Consider the following 24,871-nt stretch of genomic DNA (forward strand, 5'->3'; position numbering starts at 1 on the left):
TATAGGTTGTTATATCCGGCCATGTTGCGGCTGTGGATGACGATTTGTCAAGGTAAGTGTAAAAATTGGCTTACAGTTTGCAGATATCGCTCATAACCCACAAAACTGTGATCACCACCGGATTCAATCCGTAATTGGCAATGATGATATTTATTTAGCGCTTCGCGATAATCCAGCACTTCATCGCCCGTTTGCAATAGTACCAAAAAACGATCGGGATTGCGGATAACAGTCGTATTAAATTCAGTCACTTCCTGCTTATGCTCTGGCAATACCTGATAATGCTCTTCGGTATAAGGGTTAAATTGCGGCCCCATAAATTCATCAAACAGTTCAAAGGGTTTTACTGCCGGATTCACCAACACGGCTCGGCCACCATAATGCTCAGCCAAATAACTGGCAAAATAACCCCCTAAGGACGAGCCAATATAGTTAAGCGGCTCACCCGATTGCAAAGCCTCTTCAACATAGCGCTGTAGTAAGGCCATCGCTGCTTTGGGTGTATTGGGTAACTGTGGCTGATGAAAAGTGAGGGACGGGTGATGCTCGGCCATATATTGTGCCGTCATCACCGCTTTATCAGAGAAAGGAGAACTGTTGAATCCGTGAATATAGAGCAGCATAGTTCCTCAAGCTGCGGTCACTCGCGTTAATAACCGCTGGAATCTTTATCGGGGGAAAACAGATTTCCCGGTACGCGATACACATTAGTGCTGATGCCACCATCGGCCTTGAGCTCCAGCAAACGATAACCGGGTTGCAGTCCATCGAGGGCAAAATAAGGCGATTGCGGTTTAAACTGGATACAAGTAGAAGGTGTCGCCATTAATTGCAACGCACCATGGGGACCATCGTAAAGGCTATCCAATTGTTGATGCACATGGCCCCAAAGCAAAGCTTTGACCTGCGGGTATTGAGCGACACGCTTTAAAAATTCCGTCCCATTATCCATGCAGTGTTGGTCTAACCAAGCACAATTAACCAAAATAGGATTATGATGCATCACCAGTAAGGTATGGCGGTCTGGATGTGCGGCTATAGCCTGTTCAATGAGTTCGAATTGACTCGCGGCCATATGACCACCAGGTTTTCCTCTCACGGTGGAATCCAGCATCAAAATTTGCCATTTACCAACTAAGATACGTTGCTGGCCAAAAATCCGCTCGCCCTGCATATGCAAAAACATGATCCGCGGATCATCATGATTACCCGGAAGATAATGGCAAGGTAAATTGAGCGGGGCGACCGCTGACACAAATTGGCGATAAGACTCAGGGGAATAATCTTGACTTAAATCACCTGTGGCAAGCATAAGATGCGCAGGGTAATTAACGGCACGGATCGTATTGAGTACCGCGGCCAAACTTTTGCTGGTATTAACACCAAGTAGCTGAGCTTCAGGATCGGCAAAGAGGTGCGGGTCGGTGACTTGCACTATGCGCACATTTTCATCAGCTACAGAGTAAGAGATAGCCTCTTTCAGCACATTGAATACCCAATTCTAAGACTGGCAAACCAAACGTTGTTGGCCACCAATCTTCAATAATTCTCCCAGGAATGCATTTACCTGGTACTTCTCATCACTATGATACATACGTAAATTGGGATAATCATACACTGGGCGCAGTTGGTAAATCTGTTGACCAGTTAACACTTCTGCTAATTTAGCATCATGATAAATTCTCACTAACACCTTGGGAATATTAACAAACTCCACTATTTGTAGTGGGCGTGAGATTTCAACTAATTGAGTATATTTGGTATTTTCTAAAATACGGATAACTAATACACCAAATTCACCTTCAAGTTGCCAAGATTGACCTACAGCAATATCCAGTGGCAACCACTTTTGCATATAGCCATAGTTACGCCCGCATAGCGCTAAAAAGTCGCTCACGTTGGGTTGATAACGCGGTTTTTGATGTGATGTTGAATGCGTCAAACCTTTTCCAACCTAAACCAGTTGCTGATAGTTTAATTGCAGCCACTGCAATCCAATAACGCTCGATGCATTGTCTATTTCGCCATTAACGACACCGTGATAGGCAACCTCACGGTCTACAACATGCAATCGAATATCTTCGTGTTCGTCAGCTAATCCATGCAAACCTTGAGCTTGTGATGAATCCACCTCAGCCCAATAAAAATAGAAACGTTCAGTACTGCCACCAGGGCTTGCAAGATAACTGCTCACAAAATGGATGTGGCGAGCGGTCAAGCCAGTTTCTTCTAACAATTCGCGGTGCGCGACATCCTCTGGCGTTTCGTCGGGCGCAATCATACCCGCGACTAACTCCATAAGCCAAGGAGATTTAGTGGTTGCTAATGCAGGAAACCTAACTTGCTCAATCAACACTACCTTATCGCACTTAGGATCATAGGGCAGCACAACGACTGCATGGCCACGTTCAAAGACCTCACGGGTGACTGGCTGACTCCAGCCTCCAGCAAATAGCTTATGTTTGAAGGTAAATTGCTCTAAGGCAAAAAAGCCTTGATATAGCGATTTTTTTTCGAGGATTTCAATATCTGTTTGCGAAAAAACCTGAGGCTTCATATCTTATCCTTAACAGTTAAATTTTCGCCTATTATCAAGGCAATTTGGCTCATTTTTAAATAAAATCTGTTACACTTCGCAGTTGACTTGAACGTGTTGGAGTTTTTAGACTCTACGTCATTAAGTTTTAGCTGTATCGGGAAGCGTCGGGAAGCGCAAACCGCCTTGGTAAAGGCATTACTTAGTCTAAACGAAGTTATATATTTCTCCTTTTGGAGATTTTGTCTAATAAGGACAGCAAATGAAATTTAAGATCCGTTCTCTATGCGTAGCATTAACTCTAGCCGCTTCCGCTCCTGCGGTTCAAGCAGATGATTTACTGCAAATTTATCAACAGGCACTGACAAGTGACCCACTCGTGTTGCAAGCGCAAGCGCAACGTAACGCTTTGTTTGAAAAGATTGAACAAAATCGTGCGCCACTGTTACCGACTATCAGTGCAAACGTGGGTTATGACAAGGCATGGAATGATCCTCGAGATGATAGCAGCGGCCTGACTGGCAACCTAAAGCTCAATCAAGTCATTTATGACCATAGTGCTTGGGTAGGTTTAAGCCTTGCGGAGAAAGCCGCTTCTCAAGCTGACTCAACCTATGCATCGGCACTGCAAAATTTGATCACTCGCGTGACTAAAGCCTACTTTGATGTATTAACAGCCAAAGATAACTACGAGTTCCAAGGTGCAGAAAAACGCGCGATTGAGCGTCAACTTGAGCAAACTAAACAACGTTTTGCCGTTGGTTTAACTGCGATTACTGACGTTCATGAAGCTCAAGCACAATATGACTTAGCCTCAGCCTCTGAAATTTTGGCAGAAAATACCCTTGCCAATAGTTATGAAGCACTGCGCGAAATCACGGGTATCGATCACAAAGCCTTAAACGTACTCGACACTAACCGCTTCTCAGCAGTCACACCAGCACCGAGTTCATCTAGTGATTGGTTAAAAATTGCCGAAACCAATAGCGTCGATCTAATGACTCAACGTATTGGCAAAGATATCGCTCAAGAGACCATTAGCCTCTATAAAGCAGGCCATATGCCATCACTAAGCTTAAATGCTGGTTATAGCAAAGGTTTAGAGCAAAAATTAGGTAATTCGAATGAACCTGATTTTGACAACATGAGCGCAGGCATTAACTTAAGTATTCCGATTTTTGAAGGCTTTAAAGTCTCATCACAAGTCAAAGAAGCGCAGTTCCAATATGTTGAGGCAAGCGAGAAGTTGGAACAAACCTACCGTAGCGTAGTGAAAAACGTTCGTAATAACTACAACAACGTGGGGGCGTCAATCAGCTCTATCCGTGCTTACGAACAGTCTGTAATTTCATCTGAAAGTGCATTAAAGGCTACGCAAGCAGGCTTCGAAGTTGGTACTCGTACTATTGTTGACGTATTGAACCGTACACGCGATCTGTACGACTCAAAACGTAAATTATCAGATGCGCGTTACAGCTACATCAACTCGATTGTTGCACTGAAACAAGCAGCGGGTACATTAAACGAAGATGATGTTATTGCTATTAACAACGGCCTAAAAGCTGAATAAGTTAAGCAATATTGTCCAATAAAAAAACCGCCAAGATTGGCGGTTTTTTATTGTCAGAATTACGACTTAGAAGTCAATTTCGACGCCAGCGAAATAGCCATCAAACTTTGAGTCAGCACTAATGCCAGAGAAATTATTCACATCAAAGGCAAACTCACGGTAGCCAACGCGCACACGGGTATCCACCGCCACACCATCAAACTGCCAGCCTAAACCGACCGCATAATCATGTACATTAGACTCATTCACCCCAAGCATTAAATCTGCAAAGCCAAATAAGCCTAAACCCGGCATGCTCACATGGGTACTGGCGTACCCCATAACAATTCCGCTATCTACGTCTTTCTCTTCTGGATGACCTGCATCTTGGACACGCAGAGAGCCATTCATCAACTTATAAGCTGCGCCCAAATCAAAAGATAAAATATCGTTATCCAGCAGTTCATAATACAACACAAAATCGGTGTTGCTCAGATCGGTATAACTGGTCACATTACCTTTAAAATCATGACCATTAAAGCTGAAATCAGCGTTCGCCAAGCTACCTTTTTGATCAAGACTGTTTTCACGAATTTTCAGATTTGGCACAAAAGGCAGTGGGTGTTCAACGGCAAACCAATAGCTACCCTGCGCAGATGAGCTGTAGTCAAAACCTTGTTGTGGCTGACCTTTATCGGAAAAAGTACCGCTAGTATCGGCGCGCCAATAATCGCCACCTATTTTAAAACCAACCACAGTGGCCGCGTGAGCTGATGTAGCCATTATGCAGCCTAATACTGCACTGGCCAGGAGTATTTTTTTCATAATTAACCTTGAGATAGCAAGTTCGTTAAATCAATCACCGCGGCATTTGCACGGGATACATAGTTAGCCATAACCAATGAATGATTAGCGACTAGACCGAAACCACTGCCATTAAGCACAACAGGGCTCCAAACCGTTTGCTGAGTTGCCTCTAGTTCACGAATGATCTGTTTTAGGCTCACTTCAGCATTTTTCTTTTTCAGCACGTCAGCAAAATCGACTTCAACTGCACGCATAAAATTCAGTAATGCCCATGAGGCGCCGCGGCTCTCATAAAACACATCATCAATCTTCCACCAGCTGGTTTTCACCTGATGGCTGGCTAAATTAGGGGTTGATTGACGCGCAGCATTATCCCCCGCTAAATCGGTGTTAAGACGTTCTTGACCTACACTTGCAGATAACCGTTGCGACATACTGCCTAAACGTTTTTGCACTTCTTTGAGCCACTCATTAAGGTTATCTGCGCGGGCATAAAACTGTGCATCTTGATTATTCGGATCCATCATTCGCGCCCGGTACAACTTAAGTAGCTTAATACCATCGCGGTATTCGCTTTCAGCACTCGGCACTAACCAACTGGTATGGTCGATGTTTAACTTAGCCTGCGCTTCACTCAAATCTTTATCAGCGGTAGATTGCGACTGTGAACGGCTAAACTCTTTACGCATAATCAGCGCCAAATCACGCGCTTGCTCTAAAGCGCCATACTCAAAGGCGGGCATGTTATCCATAAAGATTGAGGGTGGCATAACATCATTCGATAGCCAACCACCTTGCTTATCCAGCAGCGTTTCAACGGTCATAATCAAAGAGGTTGTGGTCGCATAACCAACAACATTCTTTTCTGTGGCAGTAAGCTGTTGTGGCGTCAGCGGATCAGGCTCGATACTCCACCAGACACTCACAACATAACCAATTAAAACAACGCATAAACTAACTCCAGTGACCTTCTTCCATGTGATTTGCATCAAGCGACTCCTTAATGATGGTGATGATGCTCGGGTTCAGCAGCATTCTCGGCCTGCTTAGCGACAGGCAATGTAATCGTCATTTTTTCGCCATCGTTAAACTCTAATTGCAGCTTAACTTGCTGATCTAACACTAATGGAGCCTTAAGCCCAATTAGCATGACATGCTCCCCCGATGGCATCAGGGTTAATTTTCCATGGGATGGAATATCAAAGCCTTCAACATGGCGCATTTTTACCATACCTTGCTCTTCAATAATGGTATGCAATTGCGCTTCGTTCGCTACGTCGGTTGTCACGCCAATCAAGCGTACGGCTTTATCGTTGTGATTTTCGAGCGTAAAGTAAGCGGCAGTATTTGGAACGGTATCAGGCATTGCACGTACATGACCTTCAGTCATCACTACGTTGGCGAAAACAGAAAATGAGGCACAGGATAAGGCAACACAATTAAACATCTGTTTGAATATCGGTTTCAATGTCTTAAACTCCATGTCTACCCAATGTCGTCGTAAAGGAAAACAACCCATGAGTCATATACAGGTTCGGGATGATCAGGGCGTTCGTGTTATCAGCTTTAATCGCCCAGATAAACGCAATGCACTTAATCTTAATATGTATAAACAACTGACAGAATACCTGATCGAAGGTGAAGCAGACAACGACATTCGTGCCTTTATGCTCCATGGTGAAGATAATTGTTTCACCTCGGGCAATGATGTTGCAGACTTTTTGAAAAATAGTGACTTAGGGCCAAACCATCCTGCGGTACGCTTCTTATTTTGTTTATTAGAGCTCAAAAAACCACTGGTCGCTGCCGTTTCTGGTGCGGCTGTTGGTATTGGTACCACTGTGCTACTGCATTGCGATTTAGTTTACGCAGACAATACAGCTAAGTTTCAACTGCCCTTTGTTAATTTAGCCTTGGTCCCTGAAGCGGGCGCGAGTTTACTCCTACCCGAATTAGTGGGTTATCAAAAAGCAGCTGAATTATTGCTGCTCGGAGAAAGTTTTGATGCTGATACCGCCCACAGACTGAACATCATTAACGATGTGATCGCCCAAGAAGAGTTATTGGTTTATGCCTTTAACCAAGCGAAAAAACTAGCCAATCAACCACCGCAGGCGCTGCAAATTACCCGTCAGTTGATGCGACCACATAAAAACCGTGTGCAACACCAAATGCATCAAGAATTAGAACAATTTAGTGCAAGACTTAAAAGTGATGAAGCAAAAGCAAGATTCCAGGCTTTTCTTAAAAAGTGATACTCACTTAGCAAGTGCTCATTATTGGCATGAGGGTCAATGTGCCCTCTTGTTGATAGCATCTCGCTAACGATTGTGGCCATAAACGTGTATAGGCTGTCCCATTAATGTCCCACAATCTAGAGTACAAAAACTTGGCTTAAATCGGTCTTTTCCATTGTTCTACAAGCAAAGCCAACACAAAATACACCAGTAGACTCACGCCTGGCATAAACAGAATTGCCCCCGCCCATACCACTCGCGTCCAAAAACAGGACCAACCAAATTGCCACGCCATACCTGATGCAACACCACAGACCAAACGTTGTGAATTGTTCATTCGTATTTGCGCTCGTTTCATTTTGAACTCCAAAATTTTATGAGTTACTTATCGCTGACACTATGCCACTGAAACCAGCAGATAATGCCTGAAAACAACGCGAGGCTAATCACTGGTAGCAGTAGCAAAGTCATTAGAGGTGCTACAAACCACATAGGCAGATCCTTACTTATTCGCGCTCAATTCACCTGTGGTTGCCGAATCAGTTTGGGTATCCGCGCTCAGTGTTAATTGACTATTAAAGTCATAGATACTTTCAGCCAGTTGCGTTTGCAGCGATAACACCAATTCACGCTTTGTATTCACTAACAACTCCTGCGCTTGGGTGCTAAGAGTTTGCTCAATGGCGCTCATAACATCAGATACAGGAGCCGCTTCAGCATGTGCTGTAACACTCGCCATTAATGCACCGAATAACACACTCACTTGAACTGATTTTTTAACATTTGAAGTAAACATGATGTCGTCCCTTTCGATTGATTAACTTGACATAGGGACTATTACAAAGGACGTGCCAACTTATCAAATAAACAATAACATACTAATTTAATTAGATTTAAAAATTTATTTTAAGCTGGAACGAGATAAGCGAGATATTTAGGAAAGGTAAAGTGGTGAAAAATACTACAACGTTTAGTGAATCTCACCACTTTTTAAATCGAATGATTATTGAGCAATTATTTCTGTTTGAATACTCAAATAAGCCTGCTTTACCACCTCTATGCCCGCACCGTTTTTATGGGCGTTTTCGCTTAAATAACGACGCCACGCACGGGCACCAGGCAAACCTTGGAATAAGCCAATCATATGGCGAGTGATATGATTTAGGCGTCCGCCCGCCTGCAAGTGAGCCTCGATATAGGGCACCATCGCCTCAATCACAGCCTCACGGCTAATCACCGCCTTCAGCCTGCCGCAGAGCAGTTGGTCAACCTGCGCTAGAATATAAGGATTTTGGTAAGCCTCACGTCCTACCATCACACCATCTAAGTGCTGCAAGTGGGTTTGGGCCTGTTCAAGGCTAGTGATGCCACCGTTAATGCTGATATTAAGCATCGGATAATCACGTTTGAGCTGATACACACGTTCGTAGTCTAAGGGCGGGATCTCACGATTCTCTTTCGGGCTTAAGCCTTGCAGCCAAGCCTTACGCGCATGGATTATAAACTCACCACAGCCTTTAGCCATGACAGTATCAATAAAGTGAGTCAAAAACTCATAGCTATCCTGCTCATCGATCCCGATGCGCGTTTTTACCGTCACAGGAATATCAACCACTTGCTTCATTGCATCGACACATTCAGCCACCAGCTCAGGTTCAGCCATCAAACAGGCACCAAAGCGACCATTTTGCACCCGATCCGAAGGACAGCCCACATTGAGGTTCACTTCATCATAACCGCGCTCGGCGGCCAGTTTGGCGCAGCGAGCAAGTTCAGCAGGATTCGAGCCACCCAACTGCAATGCAAGAGGATGTTCCTCTTGGTTATAGGCAAGATAATCGCCACGGCCATGCAAAATCGCGCCGGTGGTCACCATCTCGGTATACAGTAAGGCATTGGCCGACATTAAACGCGCAAAATAACGGTAATGACGATCCGTCCAATCGAGCATCGGTGCAATGGAAAAGGTTCTATTAATTGATTTTAGCATAAATTCTTTTATATCAGGCTACTTATGTGATGTTGCTTAATTACAGTGATAATATATTTTTACTGTTTTTTGCACGTTTTTGCATATTTTAAAATGGTTGGGTATCCTGTTAGGTATCCCAAAAAATTGGACAAGGTATCCAAATGGCGTTTTATGTGATCGATCCTCGTCAACGTGCAGATGGAACCCCGCGCTATAAATGCACTGTGCGGGTGAAGCAAAAAGGTAAGATAGTTTACAGCGATCACCGCACTTTTACAAAGCAGGCGCCAGCGGAGGCGTGGGGTAAGCAGCGGGTGGCAGAAATTGAGACCAATGGTTTTGAGGATAACGCTAAACCTAAGTTAACGCTGGGTGATGTGATTACCAAGGCGATTGCTGATACTAACATCGATGCGAGCATAGGACGCTCTAAACGATATTGCCTGAAATTACTGGCTGATTGCGAATTGGCAAAAGTGCCGATTGATGAGCTAAAGCCTCATCATATTATTGAGCACTGTAAATTACGTGCAAGTGCGGGTGCGGGTGGCTCTACGCTGTCTATAGATGTGAGTGTGATCCGCTGGCTGCTGCGAATTGCGCGGTCAAACTTTGGTTATGATGTGTCGCAGGTGGCGGTGATTGACGCCTACGATGCGCTATACGCTCAAGGCTTGATTGCTAAATCAGCTAAGCGTTCGCGCAGGCCAACGGCGATTGAGATTGAGAAGTTAAAAGTGGGATTAGCAGCAAGGGCAGATCAACGGGCGGCGCATATCCCTTACATTGATTTACTCGATTTCTCGATACTCAGCTGTATGCGTATTGGTGAGGTTTGCCGGATAAAATGGGCTGATGTTGATGAGGAACAAAAAGCGGTAATTGTGCGCGACCGTAAAGATCCTCGCAAAAAAACGGGCAACCATATGTTAGTGCCGCTACTGGGTGGGGCGTGGGAGATACTGCAAAAGCAGCCACGGTACGATGAGCGGGTATTCCCGTACAATCCAACCTCAGTTACTGCAGGGTTCCAACGAGTGCGTAATGAATTGGGGATAACCGATTTACGCTATCACGACCTTAGACGAGAAGGCGCGAGCCGGTTATTTGAAAAGGGTTTCACGATTGATGAGGTGGCGCAGGTGACAGGGCATAGAAACATCAATACCCTGTGGCAAGTGTATACAGAGTTATTCCCCAAAAGGTTGCATGATAAGGATTTTATTAAAAAGGATTAAAATGGCAGGGATTGAGCGCGACTACACCGATCATTATTTTTACTCGCTGCATGTTATGCGCTGCGTTGGCCGTGTTCAGCATGGCCGCAACGCGGTAAAGGTGTGGCTATGCCGCTGTATTTGCGGCAATACGCTTGAAGTCGATCAGGGCTCACTTGTAAAAGGTTTGGTGCCAGCGTGCAAAACCTGCCGCCGTGGGCCTTGTGTGATTTGCGGAGCGCCGATTATAAATGATGATTGGGGAGCTAAACGAACAACATGCTCAGAACGATGCCAGCATGAACAGCTAAAAGCCAAGCACAAGCGGAGCTACTATAAATTGATTGCGCTAAACCCAGATCATAACAAGCAGCGGCACAGCGCCAGGCGAGCAGCCGATCAGCTTTATGAACAAAAACGCTATCAACTACGGATTAAAAGACTGCACTCATTACCCGCCAATCAGCAGCAACTCATCATTCAAAAGCAAAATGAATACAGTAATGTGTGGCGCTCTGCTTATGTAAAAAAGCTAAAAGAATCAGACTACAATGATTATCTTGCTTACCGAAAAACACTTAACGCTTACTTTAGAAATTGGTACAAGAAAAATAAATTGAAAAATAATTGATAATTCGCTTGCATCGTCCCGATTCGGGACGTATATTTGTCACATGAGCTAAGCAATGGTGCGAAGCAAAATGGAGATAATGCGATGAACACAATCACATTAGAAAAAATTGCTGAAATTGCTACTGAAATCTGCACAGGAAATAAAGTTAAAGTTATTCGTCAAGATAATGATGATTATGGTTCTGAGTGTTACGTAAAAATCATCGGCGAGTGCGCTAATTTGATTGTAGAAGAAATCTATTACCAAGGATTTAATTGCCGTCTATCTGGGCATAAAACAAAAGATTTTAGCTCAACTATTACTTATAACCATCGTTTAGTCTTAGGTGGAGTAGCAACAACTCATCATTTTAGCGAATTCTTTACGAAAGAAGTTGTTTATGAAATTGAAACCGCTGATATAAATAAAATTACTGATTTCATCAAATGCAATGCAAAGTATCTCAAAGCGTCAGCAGAATTTTTTGAAAGAGTTGATAGCATCAACTACCCAGACTTGCGCGGCGAAGAAAAGTGGGGGAATGGCATCACTTCTTATGATCGATTTGTAGTTTGTGATGATGATTTTTACCTTGGCGACAAAATAAAAGAAACAAGACGCACAAAGTTAATGAGTGAAAAATCTGACATTCCATTCGATCCTGACACTTATTTTCTAAGCGACAAATAACATGAAAATGATACTTTTAAAATTTGATAGATGTGATCTTCTTGTTGAAGACGATGAAGCAGCTCAGCGAGTTAAACAACATCGCCAAGAAATTGTTGAACTTTATAATTTAACAATTGAAGCAATGAATAATTTTAATGACACTTCTTACAGCGCTAAATTGAAAATAAAAAACTCAGCTTTACGCGAAAAGTTTGCAGATAAATTCATCTTCGGAATGCCGTTCGATGCTAGAAGCGGAGAGCTTTATGCACTAGATAAAAAAATTAGCTATATCGAATGTAGCATTGAGGATTAGCATGAAAAAGAACGCTTCAAACACCGAACAACTAGCCTATCTGGTTGCTAAGGCTGGCGGGGCTCGTAAAGCAGAACAGCTGATTAATTCAGTGCGCGGCGCTGCTCCGAGCAAGTCAGCTATCGATCGCGCAATTAAAGGCGGTGGCACTGAGTACAACATCAAGTGCATGATTGACGACTTAACCAAAGCATTAAGCTAAAAATACTTATTTCTTAAACCTCTATCTCCACAAATGGCAAATCGGGTGCAGTCCCTAGCACCCTGCCATCTTGCACATAGATATGGTCGCCAACGGTAGCGGTGCCAATAGCGCGTATCGTGTGGCCGCTGGCGCTGCTGGCGGTGACAGTGCCATCTGCATTAACGGCAGAAACGAGCATGATCTGCCGTGGCAGCACCAAGGCAGATTGAAGTTGTTTAAGCATGATGCCTCGATACTAAAAGCTGGATCCCCGCATTCGCGAGGATGACGTGATAAAACCTAGGGGCTAGACTCTAGATTCTAGAATCTATAAGGGCGCAGCCCGCTCTAGTTTCTAACTTTCTAACGGGCTGATAAGTGTAATGCTTTGCTCGATATCGATATCACCGCGCTCGCTTACAGTCGCGCGGATAGTCCAGCTATCGCACACGCCTTTAAACACTTCGCTGTTGATAGTAACGCCAACTAACATGCCAGGTGTTGCGGGTGGTAAATCGGCCATTACGGGCATCGACAAATTCACACTCAACTTATCGCCCGTTTCGGCCAGTGCATTGGTACCGGCTACTCGGGCGGCTTGGTTGTCAACAATCAACTGAGCGCTGATATCTGCAGCGGGGATATTGCCCGCACTGCCTGCGCGTTTTACTTTGGCGCTAATGCCCTGCTGTTCTCCCCGCAGCCACACCACGTTACACAATGGATTGCGGCTGACTGAGTCGCTATAGCTAGTGATCACCGCATCGTGCAATGCTAGATCAGGCACTGCGGTTGCCATTGCCCACGGTGCAGTGGGCCAACGTGGGACTATGGTCAGCTTTTTGGCCGCATCATCGGTTAAGATCATGCAACCTAATTGCCCTACCGCCTCGGCGACTGCCTCAATCGGGGTTTTATTGCCCACGCTAAAGGCACCGGCTGGGATGGTAAAATCAGTGATGCCGTTCAGCTGCACCGTCCAGCCAGTATTTTGCAGCAAGTCACCCAACAAACCCGCAAAACTGCGGGCCGTGGTGTTGGTGTAGCTGATTGGCAGCTTATAAGGCGCGGCCAGTTCGGCCACGCGGGATCGGCCAGTGCTGTTATAAGTGGCACTGCCAAACACTTTGCTCACACTTGGCTGTTCAGCAATCGCGTAAAATTCATAGCCGTTAATGGTTATCAGCAATAACTCATTGTGAGCGCGCTCGGCATCGATACGGCTTGAGAACTCCAAGCTCACCGCGCGGGCCCACTGGCCACGGCTGTGGCTAATGCTCACGCTGCTGATCACAATCACTGTGCCGTCTGAAACTCGGGTGCATGTCACCGTTGGCTGCATTAAGTAGTACCTGCGGATTTGGGGTTCAATTGGGATTTTAAAATCAAGTGGTGGTAATACGGGATTGCCGTCAATCAAGCCGCCGCCATCATCCCAATAGCAATAATTAGGTGATGCGGTAAAGCGCAGCACAATCGGGTTTTGATCATCTGCTAGCGGCTCATTAAAGCGCAGTGTGACTTTTCCCACTGGCGGGCGGTATTTACTCGAGCATACCCAGCGGGGCGCATGTGGCCCCCACGTAATGGTTTGCTCGGTATCAACCACAATCGCTTGATAACTAATGAGTTGCGCAATCTCAGCTTGTGGGCCATCAATCCAAGTAACGGCTACCTCTCGATCCACGGCGGTAAAGTTTACCCACGGCACGTCAGTCAACGCCATGTGATTCTTTGGCGTTAGCCACACAATCGCAAGGCCAGTTTGGTGATCATCCGGTGTTATCCAATTAATTGCCAAATCGCGGCGAACCTGCTCACCCACAGCCCAAGCAAACTTAGTGTGGATGCCGGTTGATTGCGGGTTAAGCCATTGGGTTTCGGTGTTGATTTGAGTACCGTTGTCGTTATCCCACGCGCCAGTGCATTGCAACTCATGATCGATTGACGCCTCAGCCAGCAATAGCGCTTGCTGCACAGAGTTTAAATCCGCCCAACTAAAGCCAAGCTCGATACCAAATGAGTTATCGACAATAACAGGCGCATCATTAAAGCGGATTTTTACAGGCGAGACAGCGTTTAACCAAGGGGTGTCGAAGCGAATTACAGTGGCTGTCATGGGCGAATATTCACTGTATTACCATCAATCAATTCAGCTTTACGACCATCAACGAACTTAGTGTTATAAACGCGATTATCATCAAGAATGCCGACTAACAGATTGCTGTTAATCTGATTGCCCATCGGAACAATAAAAGCTAGCTGCTTGTTAGATTGATAATTGAAATTGTGGTAAACCTCGGATGTATTACGATCCATTATTATAACACGTTCAGCATCAGGGTCAGAATCAATAGTAACCACGCATTGATTACATAATGAATTATTAACTACTGCATAATTAAAAAATTTAATCATACCAATTACCTGTACTGACCCAAAATTGAGGTGATCTGTATGACCTTAACAGAATCCAATCTACACCATTCTGATTGAGAACTTTTGGCCATATCGCAGATCTATACCCTGCAAATGAAGAAACATGAAATCCGGGAACTACACCTCTACCAAACGGTGAAGATACATTGTTATTTTGACCTACCGACCCAAAAATAAAAACAGGGTGCATTAAGTGATTTATACCTAGTGATTCGGCATCACCATCATACGCACCAGAATCTTTATAAAAAGACGTTTTGTTGAATGCGTGCATTGTACTTACAGATGAACCATCGACAGGATATAACTGTGCATACAATGTGGCCAATGGGTCTACTACCCCAGTGGAAGTGGTTGCATCAGCAGTTGTGCCAGTACAGCTGACTATCGTAAAAGGTGATGTATCGTTAGGTATTGCAGAATGGATGTCACCGATAAAATATATTTGATTGTCGGGTGTGTTTCCTTGCAAAGCCATGTTTGCGTTCACAGTGTAATGCTGTATTAAATAAAAACCTCTTTTGGTGCCGATTATTTCCCACCCTTTATGATTAGAGCTTACAAATAAACCTCTAGCCCATAATGGTTTAAAAAATGTACTTATGTCAGTCATACCTAAAGCACATTTAATACCTACAATTCGGTTTGCCGTGTTGCTACCGTCAATTGAATAAAATTTTACATAACCACCACTACCACCATCGGTTGTTGAGTTTCTGAATGCGACAGCCCGCACACCAGCATCCTCAAATTCAAGCGTCCAGCCTAATGGCTGTTTATCTCCATAACCTTCAACTAAAACTTTTTTTAAAACATTTATCCACTCAGAAGGTGTGTTATTAACTATTTGCGGTGCGCCAGCATCGGTGTAGCGATAAACGGTTACTGGTAATCCCATATAAACTCCTGATTAAAAGTTTCTAGGCTCTAGAACCTAGACCTAGAACCTAAAAGCGCAGCGCCCTAGCGCCTGCTGTTAAGACTCATTGCCACGGAACGCGAGTACGGCGCGGTCGGTGGTGACTTGGCTGTGGCCGCTTTGTACCGTGCGCAGTAGCATCACTGGCTTGCTGGCTGCATAGGTTTTAAAGCGGATCGCTTCGCCTGTATTCCAACCGCCACCAAACGCAGCGGCGCGGATGATAAAGTAAGGCGCAAGCGTGAGCGGGTTGATTGGGGCAAAGTCGTTTAAGGTGTCACCCAAGGCGATTTGCCCAATGCGGCGGCCCACGCAGCGGTATGCCGTTGGGCTAGTGAATATCAGCACCCAATCTTCATTAATTGCCGTGTCGTTGCGGACTTCAATCGGGTAATCGACATTGTTCAAATTACCTGTGGCTGGGGTTCCATCTAAGTCCCAGTTGTTGGACCACGCCGTCATATCACGCACTGGGCCAACACGGGCTTGCAAGTCGCCAAGGTTTTGCACGCTCGATACCGTGGCGCCAATGGGATATTGGCGGCTGAGTTCGGAAGCGAGCACTAGCGAGTTTTTGCGCACCTCAGTCACTAACGCCACCTCGCCGATGGTATCGGTAAGGATAAACGGCGCGGTAAAGCCGCTAAAATCACTGTTGAGAGTGACAACGCCTGTTGCCTTTACCCATGTGTAATGGGTGTTTGCTACTGTCCACAGACTTTTACCTTCGGCATCGGTGATATCAACAAAGCGCGCATTTGCCCGTGCATTGTAGGTTTGCGCTGGTGCAGGGCTGCTAATCACTTGCAAGGCAGTATCTTGAATAGATACTGAGTTCCACGGCGTGAAGGCGTTAACAATGCCGCCGTTTTTAATCCGCAGCGGATTAAGACCGTAAAGCTCTGGCGGTGGCGATAGCGACACGGTTTCGCTAATGTCGTAACGCAGGGTTTTTAAATTGACGTTTTGAGCAAAGTTTAGCGAGACGTTGGTACCCGTAATTGAGCCGGTAACGCCTGTTCCAGTGATTACCCCAGCTGCATTGCTTGAAGCAGAAAGCAAGGTATCCCCCGCAACGTTACTCACTTGCACATAAAAAGTGTCGAGCACAGGCGCATCGGTCACTAATGCAAAGTTGGCGATATTATCCGAAGTAAGTTGCGGCTCAACTAAACAGGTATAGATAATAGTAAAGTCGCCACGGCTATCTAAAAACTTAGTGGCCACGCCAGTTTCGTAATTAAGCTGTACTAAGCGAACACTGTTTACAGCATCAACAAAATTGCCCTCTGATGTTTCAATTAAAAATGCGCTGCCTTGGGATGTGTTAGTAAACACCACCCGCATTTGGGTTGATCCAAGGGTGATTTTTTTGTTTGCTGGAAACGCCGAGCCATAGCTATAAACCGCATATTTAGCCGCTGATAGGTATTCGATTGTAATAGTATCAATATCGTAATAACTAAGATCTAGCCCAGTGGACGTAAATGTCACGGTTGTGCCAACAATAGAGCGTGTCCATTGTGCTGGCGAATTAACGACTTTTGGTGATAACCGTAGGCCATTATTTACATAGTCATTATTAAGCAAATCGGGCAGTTCAAAAATATAGGTTTGCTGCCCAGTGATATAGGGCGTGCTAACAGTTTTAGCAATAATCCCACTGCCATCATCACCTGAGGTAATCGTATTGCCAGATAATGGATTAAGGGTTTTTACCTTGGGTAACAACTCGGTAATCGTTGACTCAAGCAGGATTTCATTACCTAAGGATGCAGCAGTTAACTTGCTTACGCCATGGTACTTAATACCATCGTTCTCACTCACATAACGCATTTTAGTGCAGCCCGTTTCACCATTGATGGTGACATCGTAATTGGGCGTGTTAAATGGGATAGCCGGTTTAAATTGCACATTGCCCGTGGCGCCGCCTGTGACCGTTTCTTGGATCTCACAAAAGTGCTCAAAGCGCGGATATAAGGCATTTTCAGCACCAGCGTATTCAACACTGAGCACTATTTTTTGGCCCTTGAGTAACGTCACGTTAGCCCAGTATTCTCGGCCATCAAACATATAGCTCGATTGCAAATAAGCACGGGGAAAGGTGTCTTGCCCTGCGAGCAAGCCGATCAAACGGTTACGGATTAACTGACCAGCGCGTACCGAGGATTCAAGGATTTCAACCATATCAGTCATGCGGTCGGCATCATCTAGCGTATCCGCCTCGGCAATCAACATGCTTACTAACGGATCGGTTGGCTTTTGGCTAATAAACACATGGCCATCGAGCAGCAACTCACGTCCAGCGGTATCTAATGCCGGATAGCATTTAACGATATCTACCGCGCTCATCGCGTGGTCAATATCCGAGATTGCCGGAAACAACTCATTAAGCTTGCCGGATTGCACAACCAGCTTAGTACGCTGGCCGCCTGCGTCATCACTTGAGCCTAACTGCTCTGGCTTGAATACTTTTAAATCGGCACGGGTGATAGTCATAAAGTGCTCACATCGTTAAAAACTTAAGGGTGACGTTAGTCAGTTGCGCAAAGCCTTGCACCTCATCAAACACATCTTCGCCGCTGATTGGCGCGCCTTGGGTGTTATCCCAAATCACGTTGTAATCGGTGCCCTCATAAGCAATGGTGAAGACGGTTAACGTGCTGGCCGCATGGGTCTGCAATTGCTCAAACTCACTGCGTGCAAGCCACCCCTCTTTAGTGCCTAAGGTCATCACATGGCCAGCGGGTATAATGGTTTGCTGCACCTGCGGCGCACCGTTTAGCGCGCGTTTGGTATTGGCCGCCACGCGCACTTTTTCATTGCGGTTGAGCCACAGCAGATCCGCGCTAATCGCGATGGTATCAATGGTGGTCATGGGGTTCCTTTGTAGTCACTAGACTCTAGAATCTATAAGGGCTAAGCCCGCTCTGGCCGCACTACCCGCCTATCGATTGCAAACGCTTGATCTCGGCTACCAACTCAGTCACCAGGCTGCGCTTCATGCTGGCATCAAATGTACTGCCGCCCACTTGCAACTTAAGCACGACCGTATCCGAGCTATTGCCAACTGGGGCATTAGCGCTAGAGTTTGTTGTGGTGGTTGTGGTTTGGGTAACGGCTTTGGTGCTCGCATTAGCAGCAGCGGTTTGCTGTTTGGCCTCGGCTTCGCTTTTGGCCTTGGCGGCTTTATCGGCTTCTTGCTGGGCTTTTACTTCGGCGGTGCGGTACTCATACACCTGCTTGAGTGTGCGCTCGGCTTCTTGCAAGTCAGCAATCAGCTTTTTATCGCCCGTGCGTTCTGCGGCGGCAAGTTGCTGTTTGAGATCGGCAATCTGCTCTTGATAACGGCGCTTCTCGATTTCATCTTGGCGGCCAAGGTAACCGTCTAACTCATCTTGCAGTGACTTAAGCGTGGACTCAGCGCTATCGCGCAAAGAGTCCATACGCTGCTTGGCGCTGGCCAGTGCAGAGGTAAGCAATGACATATCTTGATCATTAACTAAATCAAGCGCCTTGGTTGCCCTTGTTGCGCTGTCGATAATGCTGAGGTTGGCTGAATCGGCATTATCTAACGCATCAACCAAATTAAGCAGTTCAAGCTTTTGCCGATAGTAGGCGCGCTCGGCAATCTTGCCCGCCTTTTCAGTTTCCAATGCCCAAGTGCGCAGGCCAACAAAATCGATGGTTTTAGCGATGGTGTTATCTAACTCGTAGATCACCCCCGTTAACCGCTCGATTTCGTTTTCTACTTCGCCAAGTTCGCCAAATTCCTTTTTGACATTCTGCACACCGTAAACGATGGTGTTAAAGTATCGCGCCGCGCCATCACTTAAGGATTGCACTTTAGTAAATACCGCAGCGCCAATATCGGCAAAGTATTGAGCAATATCGCCTAGGCCTGTACCCGCATCCTCGGCAGATTTAACTATCGTATCGAGGGTGTTAACCACCGAATCGCCCATGTCGCTCGCGCCATTATCAACTTGATTAAAGGCGTTACTGCTATTTTGGGCGAAATTGTTTTGGGCTGTTTCTACCCTGCCGTATTGCTCAATAAGCTTACCGAGCTGATCGGTTAAGCCCATCGCAGCCGCTTGCTGTTTGAGTGACGCGGCAATGGTGCCATCACTCGACTGGCCATATTTTAGCGAAGCTTGTTCGGCTTTTAGCGCGCTTTCGGCATAGGTTAAAAACGCTTGGTTTAAATCGTATGTCGATGCTGCGCCATCCTTGGCCCCTTGCTTAACTTGCTCAAAGGTCTTTTTGGCTTCGGCGGCCTGATCCTGCAATACCTTGGTGGTGGTAATGCCGGCTTTCGCCATCACTAACTCATAGTCAGTCGCGGCTTGTGCGGTTTTTTTAACTTCGGTGGTGAGTTGGCTTTGCGCTTTAGCCAGTTCTGCGGCCGTTTTCTTGGCGTTTTCTTGCGCGGCTTTATAGTCATCAACCGAGGCTTGGCCAGCGATAAACGCATCACGCACTTTAGTAAGCTGATCTTGCGCTAGCTGGTTTTGCTCATTGCGCAAATTTACCGTGGCGGCGGCTAAGGCGGCGTTACCATTAGCAAGCTGCTGTTGGCTATCCGCCTGACTCAGTTGCACATCACCTAAACGCAGTGTGGCATTTTCAAGGGCGATTTGTGCCGCTTCAAGCTCGGCCATGCTGGCGGTGCCGGAATTTTTAAGGGCGGTGTAATGCTCCTTAGCGGCCTGTTCGCGCGCCTTCCATGCTGCCACCTCTTTAGTGGCTGACTCACTCGCCTTTTCAGCGGCGGCAACGGCTTGTTGACTGGCTTCTAACTGCTGCTCAAGCTGGCTTTTAACCGCCGCTTTTACCTTCTCGGCATTATTGACTTGGGTCTGAGTGGTGCTATCCGAGTCTAAACGGATATCAACGCCCATTTGTTTAAGGGCGGCGGTAGCGTCGCGGGAATCTTGCTCAACTTGATCAAGATAAGCTTTCGAAACCGCCTTTAACGCATTGGCCTGTGTCTCTAGCGTTCTGGCTAACTCATCACCGCCGAGAGTACCAACAACCGTTGCCCAACCTTGCAGGATCAAGGCGAACACACCGCTAAGCGTGGCGCCAAACGTGGCTACCACCGAGCTGAACACGTTGAAGATCAGCCGCACCGAACCCGCGACAACATTTAAACCAGTGGTAAAGGCGTTGATGTTATCCAGTGTCGCCTTAAGGCTTTCGCCACCATCGCGCACAAGGTTGCGGAAAAAGTCGCTGATATCCTGCGCAGCAGCTTTTATGCTGCCGCTTTTGTTCAGTTCATCAAACTGCGCATTGAGATCTTTGAGCAAATCAACCGCGACTTGGTACGCGCCAGAGTCAGCGATGATTTGTAAAAACTGCTCCCATTTATTGGAGATTAAATTAACTTGCCCGCTTAAGCGCTCAAGGCTCTTTGCTGCTTGGCCGTTGGCCTGTTTGCCCATTTCGTCAAACAGCTGCTGCATCACCTCGCGGCCAAGTTTACCCTGTTCACTCATTTTACTGAGTTCTAGGGTATTTTTACCTGTGACCTTTGCCAACAAATCCCAAACGGGCACACCGCGTTCTACCAGTTGGAGAATTTCTTCGCCTTGGAATTTTTGCTTAGCCCATGCCTGACCTACCGCTAAGATGATCCCCTCTAAATCCTCTTGGCTACCGCCAATCTTAGCGTTGTAATCGACCATGGCTTGCAGTGAGCCATTCATCGGGTCGATGCCGAAGGTTTTTAAATTAGCAAACGCTTGCTTAGCGCCTTCTAACTCGGTGCCAGTACGGTTGGCAAAATCCTTAATCCATGCAGTGGCTTGCTCGCCACCCGCAATGCTGCCCATCATCGCCGTCATTTGGGCGCTAAAGGCTTGGGCTTTATCGCCTGCGGTGAGGATTGACTTTAGGCTTTCCCATAGGCGATCAACGCCCACATAAGCCCCAGCCATGGCAAGCAATGAGCTAGTAGCAGCTTTAATGCTGCCACCAAAATCACTCGCTTCTTTTTGCGATTCGTTGAGTAATTTATTGTGGCGCTCAAGCCGAGTGTTAACGCCTTTTAAAGCAACTTCAGCGGCGGCTTGTTGAGTCTTTAACTCTTTGCTGGCATCGGCCAGCTTACCCATATCAATACCGGCTTTATTGAGCACGGCTTGTTGCTTATCGAGTTCGGCCTTGTTGCGGCCAATGCTAGTGCCGAGTTGATTTAACTCAGTGCGGGCGCTTTTGACTTTGAGCGCGTACTCGGCTTTTTGTTGCCCGGCTTTATCAACTTCGCTACCGAGTTGCTTTAACTCAGTCGATTGCTTTTCGAGTTCGTCTGCCAACGCCTTGGCGCTGGTTTCGGTATTCTTTTGGGCAGACTCAAGCTGCTTTAAATCATCTTTGGCTTGAGATAGCGCTTGCGCCTGTGCCTTGCTAGCCTGTGCGCCTTCGCCTTGAGTGGCGGTTAAGCGCTCAACCTCGGCACGGGCAGCGGCGAGCTGCTGATCGTACTTAGCCAGTTCGGCAACGGTTTGGCTATATTCAGCCTCAAGCTTAGCGGTTGAGGTAGCCGCCTCTTTTTGCGCGGCTTCAAGCTGTTTGGCTTGGGTTGCCGCTAGCTTTTGCTGCTTTACTAACTCATCGAGCGCGCGGGCGCTATCAACGTATTTACGTTCGCCTTTGCTAATGGCGGTGGTGAGATCATCAATGGCAGCAATGGCGGCTTGTTGATTTTTTAAATCATCCAGGCGCTCATTTAAGACTTCACTTTGGTTTGCTAACTCTTGTAATGCCTTTTCAGATTTAGCCGCTTCGCTAGAAAACAAGTCGCGGCCTTGGATGATCAGGTTAATGACTTGATCTTTAAAACTCATGGCATCACCAATGGAATAAACAAACCAAAATAAAAAGCCCACAGCATTGAATAAATGCTGTGGGCCTTCGTTTAACGAGATTGAACTATCCGGTAATACCGGATAGTTGCGCCAACATTAGGCGGCGCTACGTTTAAAGAACTTAGACTTGCCCGTGGCAACAATAGAACTATCGGCAAGCACACCGCCTTCGATATCAAAGCTACCGAAGTCATCGCCAATTAAGTCCAAGCCAGCAGTTGGGCTTGGACTCCATTTGTAGAAATCCAGCACCCAAGGTTTACCTGTGGCATCGTTAACACCATCGATTACCACAGGAACGGTAGTACCTGATTCAGTGAGGGCTTGCAGTACGTTACCGGCTTTTTTGGTGTAGCTGACTTTGAGCGCTTGGCCTGCGGTAATCGCTCCGCCTGTTAAGGCGCGGATACCGCCAGCACTGACCACATAGTCAGTATCTTTTACATACGTTACCGCGCCAGCTTCGTTTTTTACGACGGGATCAACAGTGGTGTCGATCATAAATGCTGTTCTGGCTAACCCATCCAATACTGCGGTGATTGGCTCATCATCCACTGTACCAGCCGTTAACACTTCCACTTTACCGCGCAGGGCTAATGCCATGTTAGCGTTGCTAAAGTCGTTCATGGTGAATGACAATTTAACCGATTTTACCTTGGTGATTTCGGCAGCATTGCCGCCACCGCCACGGTAGTTTGGTTGGGTTTTGGTTTCTTGCTCGATGGCAATTTTTACGCCTGAGGCGTTGCCAACGTCGCGGCCAGCAACGTAAACGATGCCTGAGCCGATGTAACTCTCTACTACGGTTTCACTCATAGTGATTCTCCAAATTTAACGGTATTAACAAGGGATAGGGTGAGCACCGCTAACCCGTGTTTTTCATGGGCTTCGGGCATGATGTACTTACAGGCTTCTAACTCTTTAAAGGTGATAACCGAGGGCAACCAGCTGACTTTCTCCAAGGTGCGTTCATCTTTGTAAAACGCGGTGCGAATGGCGCGTACAAGATTGATTAAATCCGCTGTTGGCGTTTGGGTTTTATCAACAGCGATCCCCGCCACCACTTGCAGCACCAAATCATCACGATAGGCATCAACACCATTTTTAGCGCCAAAAGCATCGGTAAACGGCTGCAAAAAGATAAACATCTTTTCCTTGGCTACGCCCTGAGCATAAAAGCCTTCGCGCACGGTCGCGCCGTCAACCGTTTTTAAACGGTCGATAATTGCTTGGATCATGGGGAGTCCTTACGATTTCGAGGCTAAGTGCCGCTGTACTGGCCGTATTTATTTCGCAGATACGCAATAATCGGCGGCTCAATATCGTCGCGGATTTTGCGGAAACTGCCTGCCACTGAAGGGCCGTACATGGCTTTTTGACCTTTAAGCTTGCGCCAACTGTTATCGCCTTTTTGGCGCTGGAACATGATTTGATTGCCGTTTTTACCAATCACGGTAAAGGTACCTTTAAACCAAACAGGCTGATTGCGCAGTGCGCTAACCATATGGCCGTCTGTTCTTGAACGGCCGTTTTTGCCTGTGCGGGTTAATGCTCTGGCAAATCTGGTTAAGGTACTGGCGCGATAACGGGCGGTGATCACCCCTTTTAAGTTGCGCGGGTCCACACTTACCGAGAGGTGTTGCTCAATGTAACTGCGGGAGTTATAGCCATAGCGGTTAAAGATGGCATCGACCGCCGCCTTTTGCCCAAACTTTACTGTGTCATCAATGGCACGGTTTATCGCTGGCGCTTGGGCGGCACGGATGCGGTTCAGTTCCTTTGTTACCGCCTCCATGCCTTCAATTTTTACCCGCGCCATTGGCTAGTCCTCAATCGTGATATAGATAAACGCCACGCAAACGCTATCCATACTCACCCGCTGAGTGAGTCGGCCTTGTTGGCCGTTGGGGATAAATTCCCCGTTTTCGTCAACACTGCCTAGGGCAAAGGTATCATCGGCACTCACAACGCCCTCGCTGAGTAAGAACTCGGCTCGGGTGACTAACTGCGGCAGATATTCGCTCGTCCCTGAGCTTAAATCTTTGCTGTTATCATCCAAACTCACCATGCGAGTAAATGGCTCGGTGCCATCCACTGGGGTAAATTGGCACGGGTCAGCTAAACGCTTAAACACCCGTGCCATTTTACCATTCACACGGTCGGCAAAGTTTCTGCCCACGTTAGGCATTGATCTTCACCGCAACCGTGGCAGTGCCGTTTCCGGCCGCTGCCCAAGCCTTACCGACTTTGGTATTGTCGGTGGCCGTGGTGGTGAGTTCTTTAGCGGTATCGTCCCAGTAAAGCTCAACACCTAACGCAACATCATCGGTGGACTTTTTAGGCAGTTCGAACACGCCTTCGGTCACGCCTTCGCCTGCTGTATTAGCCGCAATAGCGCCGATAGCGACAACGAGCAACATACCAAGCAGAACGGCTTCACCACTTGCAACGGCGGCGGTGGGAGTAAAGCTGATGGTCTTGCCATCTTGAATGTAATTTTTCATCTTGGTTTCCTAAACTGATTAAAGAAATCAT

Annotated in this window: 29 protein-coding genes; 7 read left to right on the forward strand and 22 right to left on the reverse strand. The window is 46.6% G+C overall.

Features of this window, described 5'->3' with window-relative positions; genetic code table 11:
- Window positions 1-47: 47 nt before the first annotated feature.
- The 4 genes from SHEWPOL2_RS10010 to nudF are packed head-to-tail and all read right to left on the reverse strand — an operon-like array spanning window position 48 to window position 2,557.
- Window positions 48-623, reverse strand: coding sequence for a YqiA/YcfP family alpha/beta fold hydrolase (locus SHEWPOL2_RS10010; RefSeq protein ID WP_037428015.1), 576 nt, complete (start codon window positions 621-623; stop codon window positions 48-50).
- A 26-nt stretch (window positions 624-649) separates the two neighbouring features.
- Window positions 650-1,486, reverse strand: coding sequence for a 3',5'-cyclic-AMP phosphodiesterase (gene cpdA / locus SHEWPOL2_RS10015; protein WP_037428017.1), 837 nt, complete (start codon window positions 1,484-1,486; stop codon window positions 650-652).
- A gap of 15 nt (window positions 1,487-1,501) precedes the next feature.
- The gene (locus SHEWPOL2_RS10020; protein ID WP_037428018.1) at window positions 1,502-1,942 is read right to left on the reverse strand and encodes a DUF1249 domain-containing protein; all 441 of its coding nucleotides are present in this window, start codon (window positions 1,940-1,942) and stop codon (window positions 1,502-1,504) included.
- Between the two features lie 12 nt (window positions 1,943-1,954).
- A complete protein-coding gene (gene nudF, locus SHEWPOL2_RS10025) occupies window positions 1,955-2,557 on the reverse strand; it encodes an ADP-ribose diphosphatase (RefSeq protein WP_037428020.1) in 603 nt (200 codons plus the stop codon).
- Between the two features lie 241 nt (window positions 2,558-2,798).
- Here nudF and tolC point away from each other — a divergent pair, with 241 nt between their 5' ends.
- Window positions 2,799-4,106, forward strand: coding sequence for an outer membrane channel protein TolC (gene tolC / locus SHEWPOL2_RS10030; protein WP_037422145.1), 1,308 nt, complete (start codon window positions 2,799-2,801; stop codon window positions 4,104-4,106).
- Window positions 4,107-4,172: 66 nt separating this feature from the next.
- Here the strand turns inward: tolC and SHEWPOL2_RS10035 are convergent, their stop codons facing one another.
- From SHEWPOL2_RS10035 to SHEWPOL2_RS10045, 3 genes are read right to left on the reverse strand one after another with little or no spacing between them, the layout of a single operon-like run.
- Window positions 4,173-4,910 (reverse strand): TIGR04219 family outer membrane beta-barrel protein, encoded by a 738-nt coding sequence (locus SHEWPOL2_RS10035; protein WP_037428021.1) that lies wholly within the window; start codon window positions 4,908-4,910, stop codon window positions 4,173-4,175.
- Between the two features lie 2 nt (window positions 4,911-4,912).
- Window positions 4,913-5,881, reverse strand: a complete 969-nt coding sequence (locus tag SHEWPOL2_RS10040; protein ID WP_037422138.1) for a DUF2333 family protein — start codon at window positions 5,879-5,881, stop codon at window positions 4,913-4,915.
- Window positions 5,882-5,892: 11 nt separating this feature from the next.
- Complete coding sequence (locus SHEWPOL2_RS10045) at window positions 5,893-6,375, reverse strand: copper chaperone PCu(A)C (RefSeq protein ID WP_037428023.1); 483 nt, start codon at window positions 6,373-6,375, stop codon at window positions 5,893-5,895.
- A 34-nt stretch (window positions 6,376-6,409) separates the two neighbouring features.
- Between SHEWPOL2_RS10045 and SHEWPOL2_RS10050 the strand changes: the two genes are divergently transcribed.
- Window positions 6,410-7,147, forward strand: a complete 738-nt coding sequence (locus tag SHEWPOL2_RS10050; protein ID WP_037428025.1) for an enoyl-CoA hydratase-related protein — start codon at window positions 6,410-6,412, stop codon at window positions 7,145-7,147.
- A gap of 139 nt (window positions 7,148-7,286) precedes the next feature.
- Here SHEWPOL2_RS10050 and SHEWPOL2_RS10055 read toward each other — a convergent pair whose 3' ends face one another.
- The 3 genes from SHEWPOL2_RS10055 to dusA form a co-directional block, all read right to left on the reverse strand.
- Window positions 7,287-7,487, reverse strand: coding sequence for a PspC domain-containing protein (locus SHEWPOL2_RS10055; protein ID WP_037422129.1), 201 nt, complete (start codon window positions 7,485-7,487; stop codon window positions 7,287-7,289).
- Between the two features lie 144 nt (window positions 7,488-7,631).
- On the reverse strand, window positions 7,632-7,925 hold the full coding sequence (locus SHEWPOL2_RS10065) for a hypothetical protein (protein WP_037428026.1): 294 nt from the start codon (window positions 7,923-7,925) through the stop codon (window positions 7,632-7,634).
- A 207-nt stretch (window positions 7,926-8,132) separates the two neighbouring features.
- The gene (gene dusA / locus SHEWPOL2_RS10070) at window positions 8,133-9,119 is read right to left on the reverse strand and encodes a tRNA dihydrouridine(20/20a) synthase DusA (RefSeq protein ID WP_050991344.1); all 987 of its coding nucleotides are present in this window, start codon (window positions 9,117-9,119) and stop codon (window positions 8,133-8,135) included.
- Window positions 9,120-9,262: 143 nt separating this feature from the next.
- Between dusA and SHEWPOL2_RS10075 the strand changes: the two genes are divergently transcribed.
- The 5 genes from SHEWPOL2_RS10075 (at window position 9,263) to SHEWPOL2_RS10095 (ending at window position 12,121) form a co-directional block, all read left to right on the forward strand.
- Entirely contained in the window at window positions 9,263-10,339 is a 1,077-nt protein-coding gene (locus tag SHEWPOL2_RS10075) for a site-specific integrase (protein ID WP_037428029.1), read from the forward strand.
- A 1-nt stretch (window position 10,340) separates the two neighbouring features.
- Window positions 10,341-10,949 carry a hypothetical protein gene (locus SHEWPOL2_RS10080; RefSeq protein WP_037428030.1) on the forward strand — a complete coding sequence of 203 codons (609 nt, stop codon included), beginning with the start codon at window positions 10,341-10,343 and terminating at the stop codon, window positions 10,947-10,949.
- Between the two features lie 84 nt (window positions 10,950-11,033).
- Complete coding sequence (locus tag SHEWPOL2_RS10085) at window positions 11,034-11,621, forward strand: hypothetical protein (RefSeq protein WP_037428031.1); 588 nt, start codon at window positions 11,034-11,036, stop codon at window positions 11,619-11,621.
- A gap of 1 nt (window position 11,622) precedes the next feature.
- The gene (locus tag SHEWPOL2_RS10090; RefSeq protein WP_037428032.1) at window positions 11,623-11,919 is read left to right on the forward strand and encodes a hypothetical protein; all 297 of its coding nucleotides are present in this window, start codon (window positions 11,623-11,625) and stop codon (window positions 11,917-11,919) included.
- Between the two features lies 1 nt (window position 11,920).
- Window positions 11,921-12,121, forward strand: a complete 201-nt coding sequence (locus SHEWPOL2_RS10095; RefSeq protein ID WP_037428033.1) for a hypothetical protein — start codon at window positions 11,921-11,923, stop codon at window positions 12,119-12,121.
- A gap of 13 nt (window positions 12,122-12,134) precedes the next feature.
- Here the strand turns inward: SHEWPOL2_RS10095 and SHEWPOL2_RS10100 are convergent, their stop codons facing one another.
- The 12 genes from SHEWPOL2_RS10100 to SHEWPOL2_RS10155 all read right to left on the reverse strand — a co-directional run bounded on the left by SHEWPOL2_RS10100 (window position 12,135) and on the right by SHEWPOL2_RS10155 (window position 24,840).
- Window positions 12,135-12,347: a hypothetical protein gene (locus SHEWPOL2_RS10100; protein WP_037428035.1), complete on the reverse strand. Its 213-nt coding sequence runs from the start codon at window positions 12,345-12,347 to the stop codon at window positions 12,135-12,137.
- Between the two features lie 111 nt (window positions 12,348-12,458).
- Window positions 12,459-14,222 carry a hypothetical protein gene (locus SHEWPOL2_RS10105; protein WP_037428037.1) on the reverse strand — a complete coding sequence of 588 codons (1,764 nt, stop codon included), beginning with the start codon at window positions 14,220-14,222 and terminating at the stop codon, window positions 12,459-12,461.
- On the reverse strand, window positions 14,219-14,422 hold the full coding sequence (locus tag SHEWPOL2_RS10110; RefSeq protein ID WP_239642754.1) for a hypothetical protein: 204 nt from the start codon (window positions 14,420-14,422) through the stop codon (window positions 14,219-14,221). Before SHEWPOL2_RS10110 ends, SHEWPOL2_RS10105 begins: the two co-directional genes overlap by 4 nt.
- A 91-nt stretch (window positions 14,423-14,513) precedes the next feature.
- Window positions 14,514-15,440, reverse strand: coding sequence for a hypothetical protein (locus tag SHEWPOL2_RS10115; RefSeq protein WP_037428039.1), 927 nt, complete (start codon window positions 15,438-15,440; stop codon window positions 14,514-14,516).
- A 78-nt stretch (window positions 15,441-15,518) separates the two neighbouring features.
- Window positions 15,519-17,960 carry a hypothetical protein gene (locus tag SHEWPOL2_RS10120; protein WP_037428040.1) on the reverse strand — a complete coding sequence of 814 codons (2,442 nt, stop codon included), beginning with the start codon at window positions 17,958-17,960 and terminating at the stop codon, window positions 15,519-15,521.
- Window positions 17,961-17,967: 7 nt separating this feature from the next.
- On the reverse strand, window positions 17,968-18,339 hold the full coding sequence (locus SHEWPOL2_RS10125) for a hypothetical protein (RefSeq protein WP_037428042.1): 372 nt from the start codon (window positions 18,337-18,339) through the stop codon (window positions 17,968-17,970).
- Window positions 18,340-18,400: 61 nt separating this feature from the next.
- Window positions 18,401-22,315, reverse strand: a complete 3,915-nt coding sequence (locus SHEWPOL2_RS10130; protein ID WP_037428067.1) for a tape measure protein — start codon at window positions 22,313-22,315, stop codon at window positions 18,401-18,403.
- 117 nt (window positions 22,316-22,432) lie between these two features.
- Complete coding sequence (locus SHEWPOL2_RS10135; protein WP_037428043.1) at window positions 22,433-23,152, reverse strand: hypothetical protein; 720 nt, start codon at window positions 23,150-23,152, stop codon at window positions 22,433-22,435.
- Window positions 23,149-23,574: a hypothetical protein gene (locus SHEWPOL2_RS10140; RefSeq protein WP_037428044.1), complete on the reverse strand. Its 426-nt coding sequence runs from the start codon at window positions 23,572-23,574 to the stop codon at window positions 23,149-23,151. The genes SHEWPOL2_RS10135 and SHEWPOL2_RS10140 overlap by 4 nt, the downstream gene beginning before the upstream one ends.
- Before the next feature lie 23 nt (window positions 23,575-23,597).
- Window positions 23,598-24,155 (reverse strand): hypothetical protein, encoded by a 558-nt coding sequence (locus tag SHEWPOL2_RS10145; RefSeq protein ID WP_037428046.1) that lies wholly within the window; start codon window positions 24,153-24,155, stop codon window positions 23,598-23,600.
- A 3-nt stretch (window positions 24,156-24,158) separates the two neighbouring features.
- On the reverse strand, window positions 24,159-24,524 hold the full coding sequence (locus tag SHEWPOL2_RS10150; protein ID WP_037428047.1) for a hypothetical protein: 366 nt from the start codon (window positions 24,522-24,524) through the stop codon (window positions 24,159-24,161).
- Window positions 24,517-24,840: a capsid cement protein gene (locus SHEWPOL2_RS10155; RefSeq protein WP_037428048.1), complete on the reverse strand. Its 324-nt coding sequence runs from the start codon at window positions 24,838-24,840 to the stop codon at window positions 24,517-24,519. Before SHEWPOL2_RS10155 ends, SHEWPOL2_RS10150 begins: the two co-directional genes overlap by 8 nt.
- Between the last annotated feature and the right edge of the window lie 31 nt (window positions 24,841-24,871).

Source organism: Shewanella sp. POL2, from assembly GCF_000282755.1.
GTDB classification, from domain to species: Bacteria; Pseudomonadota; Gammaproteobacteria; order Enterobacterales; family Shewanellaceae; genus Shewanella; species Shewanella xiamenensis.

Bases quoted from the DNA above. Each gene is read 5' to 3' on its own strand.
- SHEWPOL2_RS10010 (WP_037428015.1), bottom strand. From the start codon at position 623: ATGCTGCTCTATATTCACGGATTCAACAGTTCTCCTTTCTCTGATAAA.
- nudF (WP_037428020.1), bottom strand. From the start codon at position 2,557: ATGAAGCCTCAGGTTTTTTCGCAAACAGATATTGAAATCCTCGAAAAA.
- tolC (WP_037422145.1), top strand. From the start codon at position 2,799: ATGAAATTTAAGATCCGTTCTCTATGCGTAGCATTAACTCTAGCCGCT.
- SHEWPOL2_RS10035 (WP_037428021.1), bottom strand. From the start codon at position 4,910: ATGAAAAAAATACTCCTGGCCAGTGCAGTATTAGGCTGCATAATGGCT.
- SHEWPOL2_RS10040 (WP_037422138.1), bottom strand. From the start codon at position 5,881: ATGCAAATCACATGGAAGAAGGTCACTGGAGTTAGTTTATGCGTTGTT.
- SHEWPOL2_RS10045 (WP_037428023.1), bottom strand. From the start codon at position 6,375: ATGGAGTTTAAGACATTGAAACCGATATTCAAACAGATGTTTAATTGT.
- SHEWPOL2_RS10050 (WP_037428025.1), top strand. From the start codon at position 6,410: ATGAGTCATATACAGGTTCGGGATGATCAGGGCGTTCGTGTTATCAGC.
- SHEWPOL2_RS10055 (WP_037422129.1), bottom strand. From the start codon at position 7,487: ATGAAACGAGCGCAAATACGAATGAACAATTCACAACGTTTGGTCTGT.
- SHEWPOL2_RS10065 (WP_037428026.1), bottom strand. From the start codon at position 7,925: ATGTTTACTTCAAATGTTAAAAAATCAGTTCAAGTGAGTGTGTTATTC.
- dusA (WP_050991344.1), bottom strand. From the start codon at position 9,119: ATGCTAAAATCAATTAATAGAACCTTTTCCATTGCACCGATGCTCGAT.
- SHEWPOL2_RS10075 (WP_037428029.1), top strand. From the start codon at position 9,263: ATGGCGTTTTATGTGATCGATCCTCGTCAACGTGCAGATGGAACCCCG.
- SHEWPOL2_RS10080 (WP_037428030.1), top strand. From the start codon at position 10,341: ATGGCAGGGATTGAGCGCGACTACACCGATCATTATTTTTACTCGCTG.
- SHEWPOL2_RS10085 (WP_037428031.1), top strand. From the start codon at position 11,034: ATGAACACAATCACATTAGAAAAAATTGCTGAAATTGCTACTGAAATC.
- SHEWPOL2_RS10090 (WP_037428032.1), top strand. From the start codon at position 11,623: ATGAAAATGATACTTTTAAAATTTGATAGATGTGATCTTCTTGTTGAA.
- SHEWPOL2_RS10095 (WP_037428033.1), top strand. From the start codon at position 11,921: ATGAAAAAGAACGCTTCAAACACCGAACAACTAGCCTATCTGGTTGCT.
- SHEWPOL2_RS10100 (WP_037428035.1), bottom strand. From the start codon at position 12,347: ATGCTTAAACAACTTCAATCTGCCTTGGTGCTGCCACGGCAGATCATG.
- SHEWPOL2_RS10105 (WP_037428037.1), bottom strand. From the start codon at position 14,222: ATGACAGCCACTGTAATTCGCTTCGACACCCCTTGGTTAAACGCTGTC.
- SHEWPOL2_RS10110 (WP_239642754.1), bottom strand. From the start codon at position 14,422: ATGGATCGTAATACATCCGAGGTTTACCACAATTTCAATTATCAATCT.
- SHEWPOL2_RS10115 (WP_037428039.1), bottom strand. From the start codon at position 15,440: ATGGGATTACCAGTAACCGTTTATCGCTACACCGATGCTGGCGCACCG.
- SHEWPOL2_RS10120 (WP_037428040.1), bottom strand. From the start codon at position 17,960: ATGACTATCACCCGTGCCGATTTAAAAGTATTCAAGCCAGAGCAGTTA.
- SHEWPOL2_RS10125 (WP_037428042.1), bottom strand. From the start codon at position 18,339: ATGACCACCATTGATACCATCGCGATTAGCGCGGATCTGCTGTGGCTC.
- SHEWPOL2_RS10130 (WP_037428067.1), bottom strand. From the start codon at position 22,315: ATGAGTTTTAAAGATCAAGTCATTAACCTGATCATCCAAGGCCGCGAC.
- SHEWPOL2_RS10135 (WP_037428043.1), bottom strand. From the start codon at position 23,152: ATGAGTGAAACCGTAGTAGAGAGTTACATCGGCTCAGGCATCGTTTAC.
- SHEWPOL2_RS10140 (WP_037428044.1), bottom strand. From the start codon at position 23,574: ATGATCCAAGCAATTATCGACCGTTTAAAAACGGTTGACGGCGCGACC.
- SHEWPOL2_RS10145 (WP_037428046.1), bottom strand. From the start codon at position 24,155: ATGGCGCGGGTAAAAATTGAAGGCATGGAGGCGGTAACAAAGGAACTG.
- SHEWPOL2_RS10150 (WP_037428047.1), bottom strand. From the start codon at position 24,524: ATGCCTAACGTGGGCAGAAACTTTGCCGACCGTGTGAATGGTAAAATG.
- SHEWPOL2_RS10155 (WP_037428048.1), bottom strand. From the start codon at position 24,840: ATGAAAAATTACATTCAAGATGGCAAGACCATCAGCTTTACTCCCACC.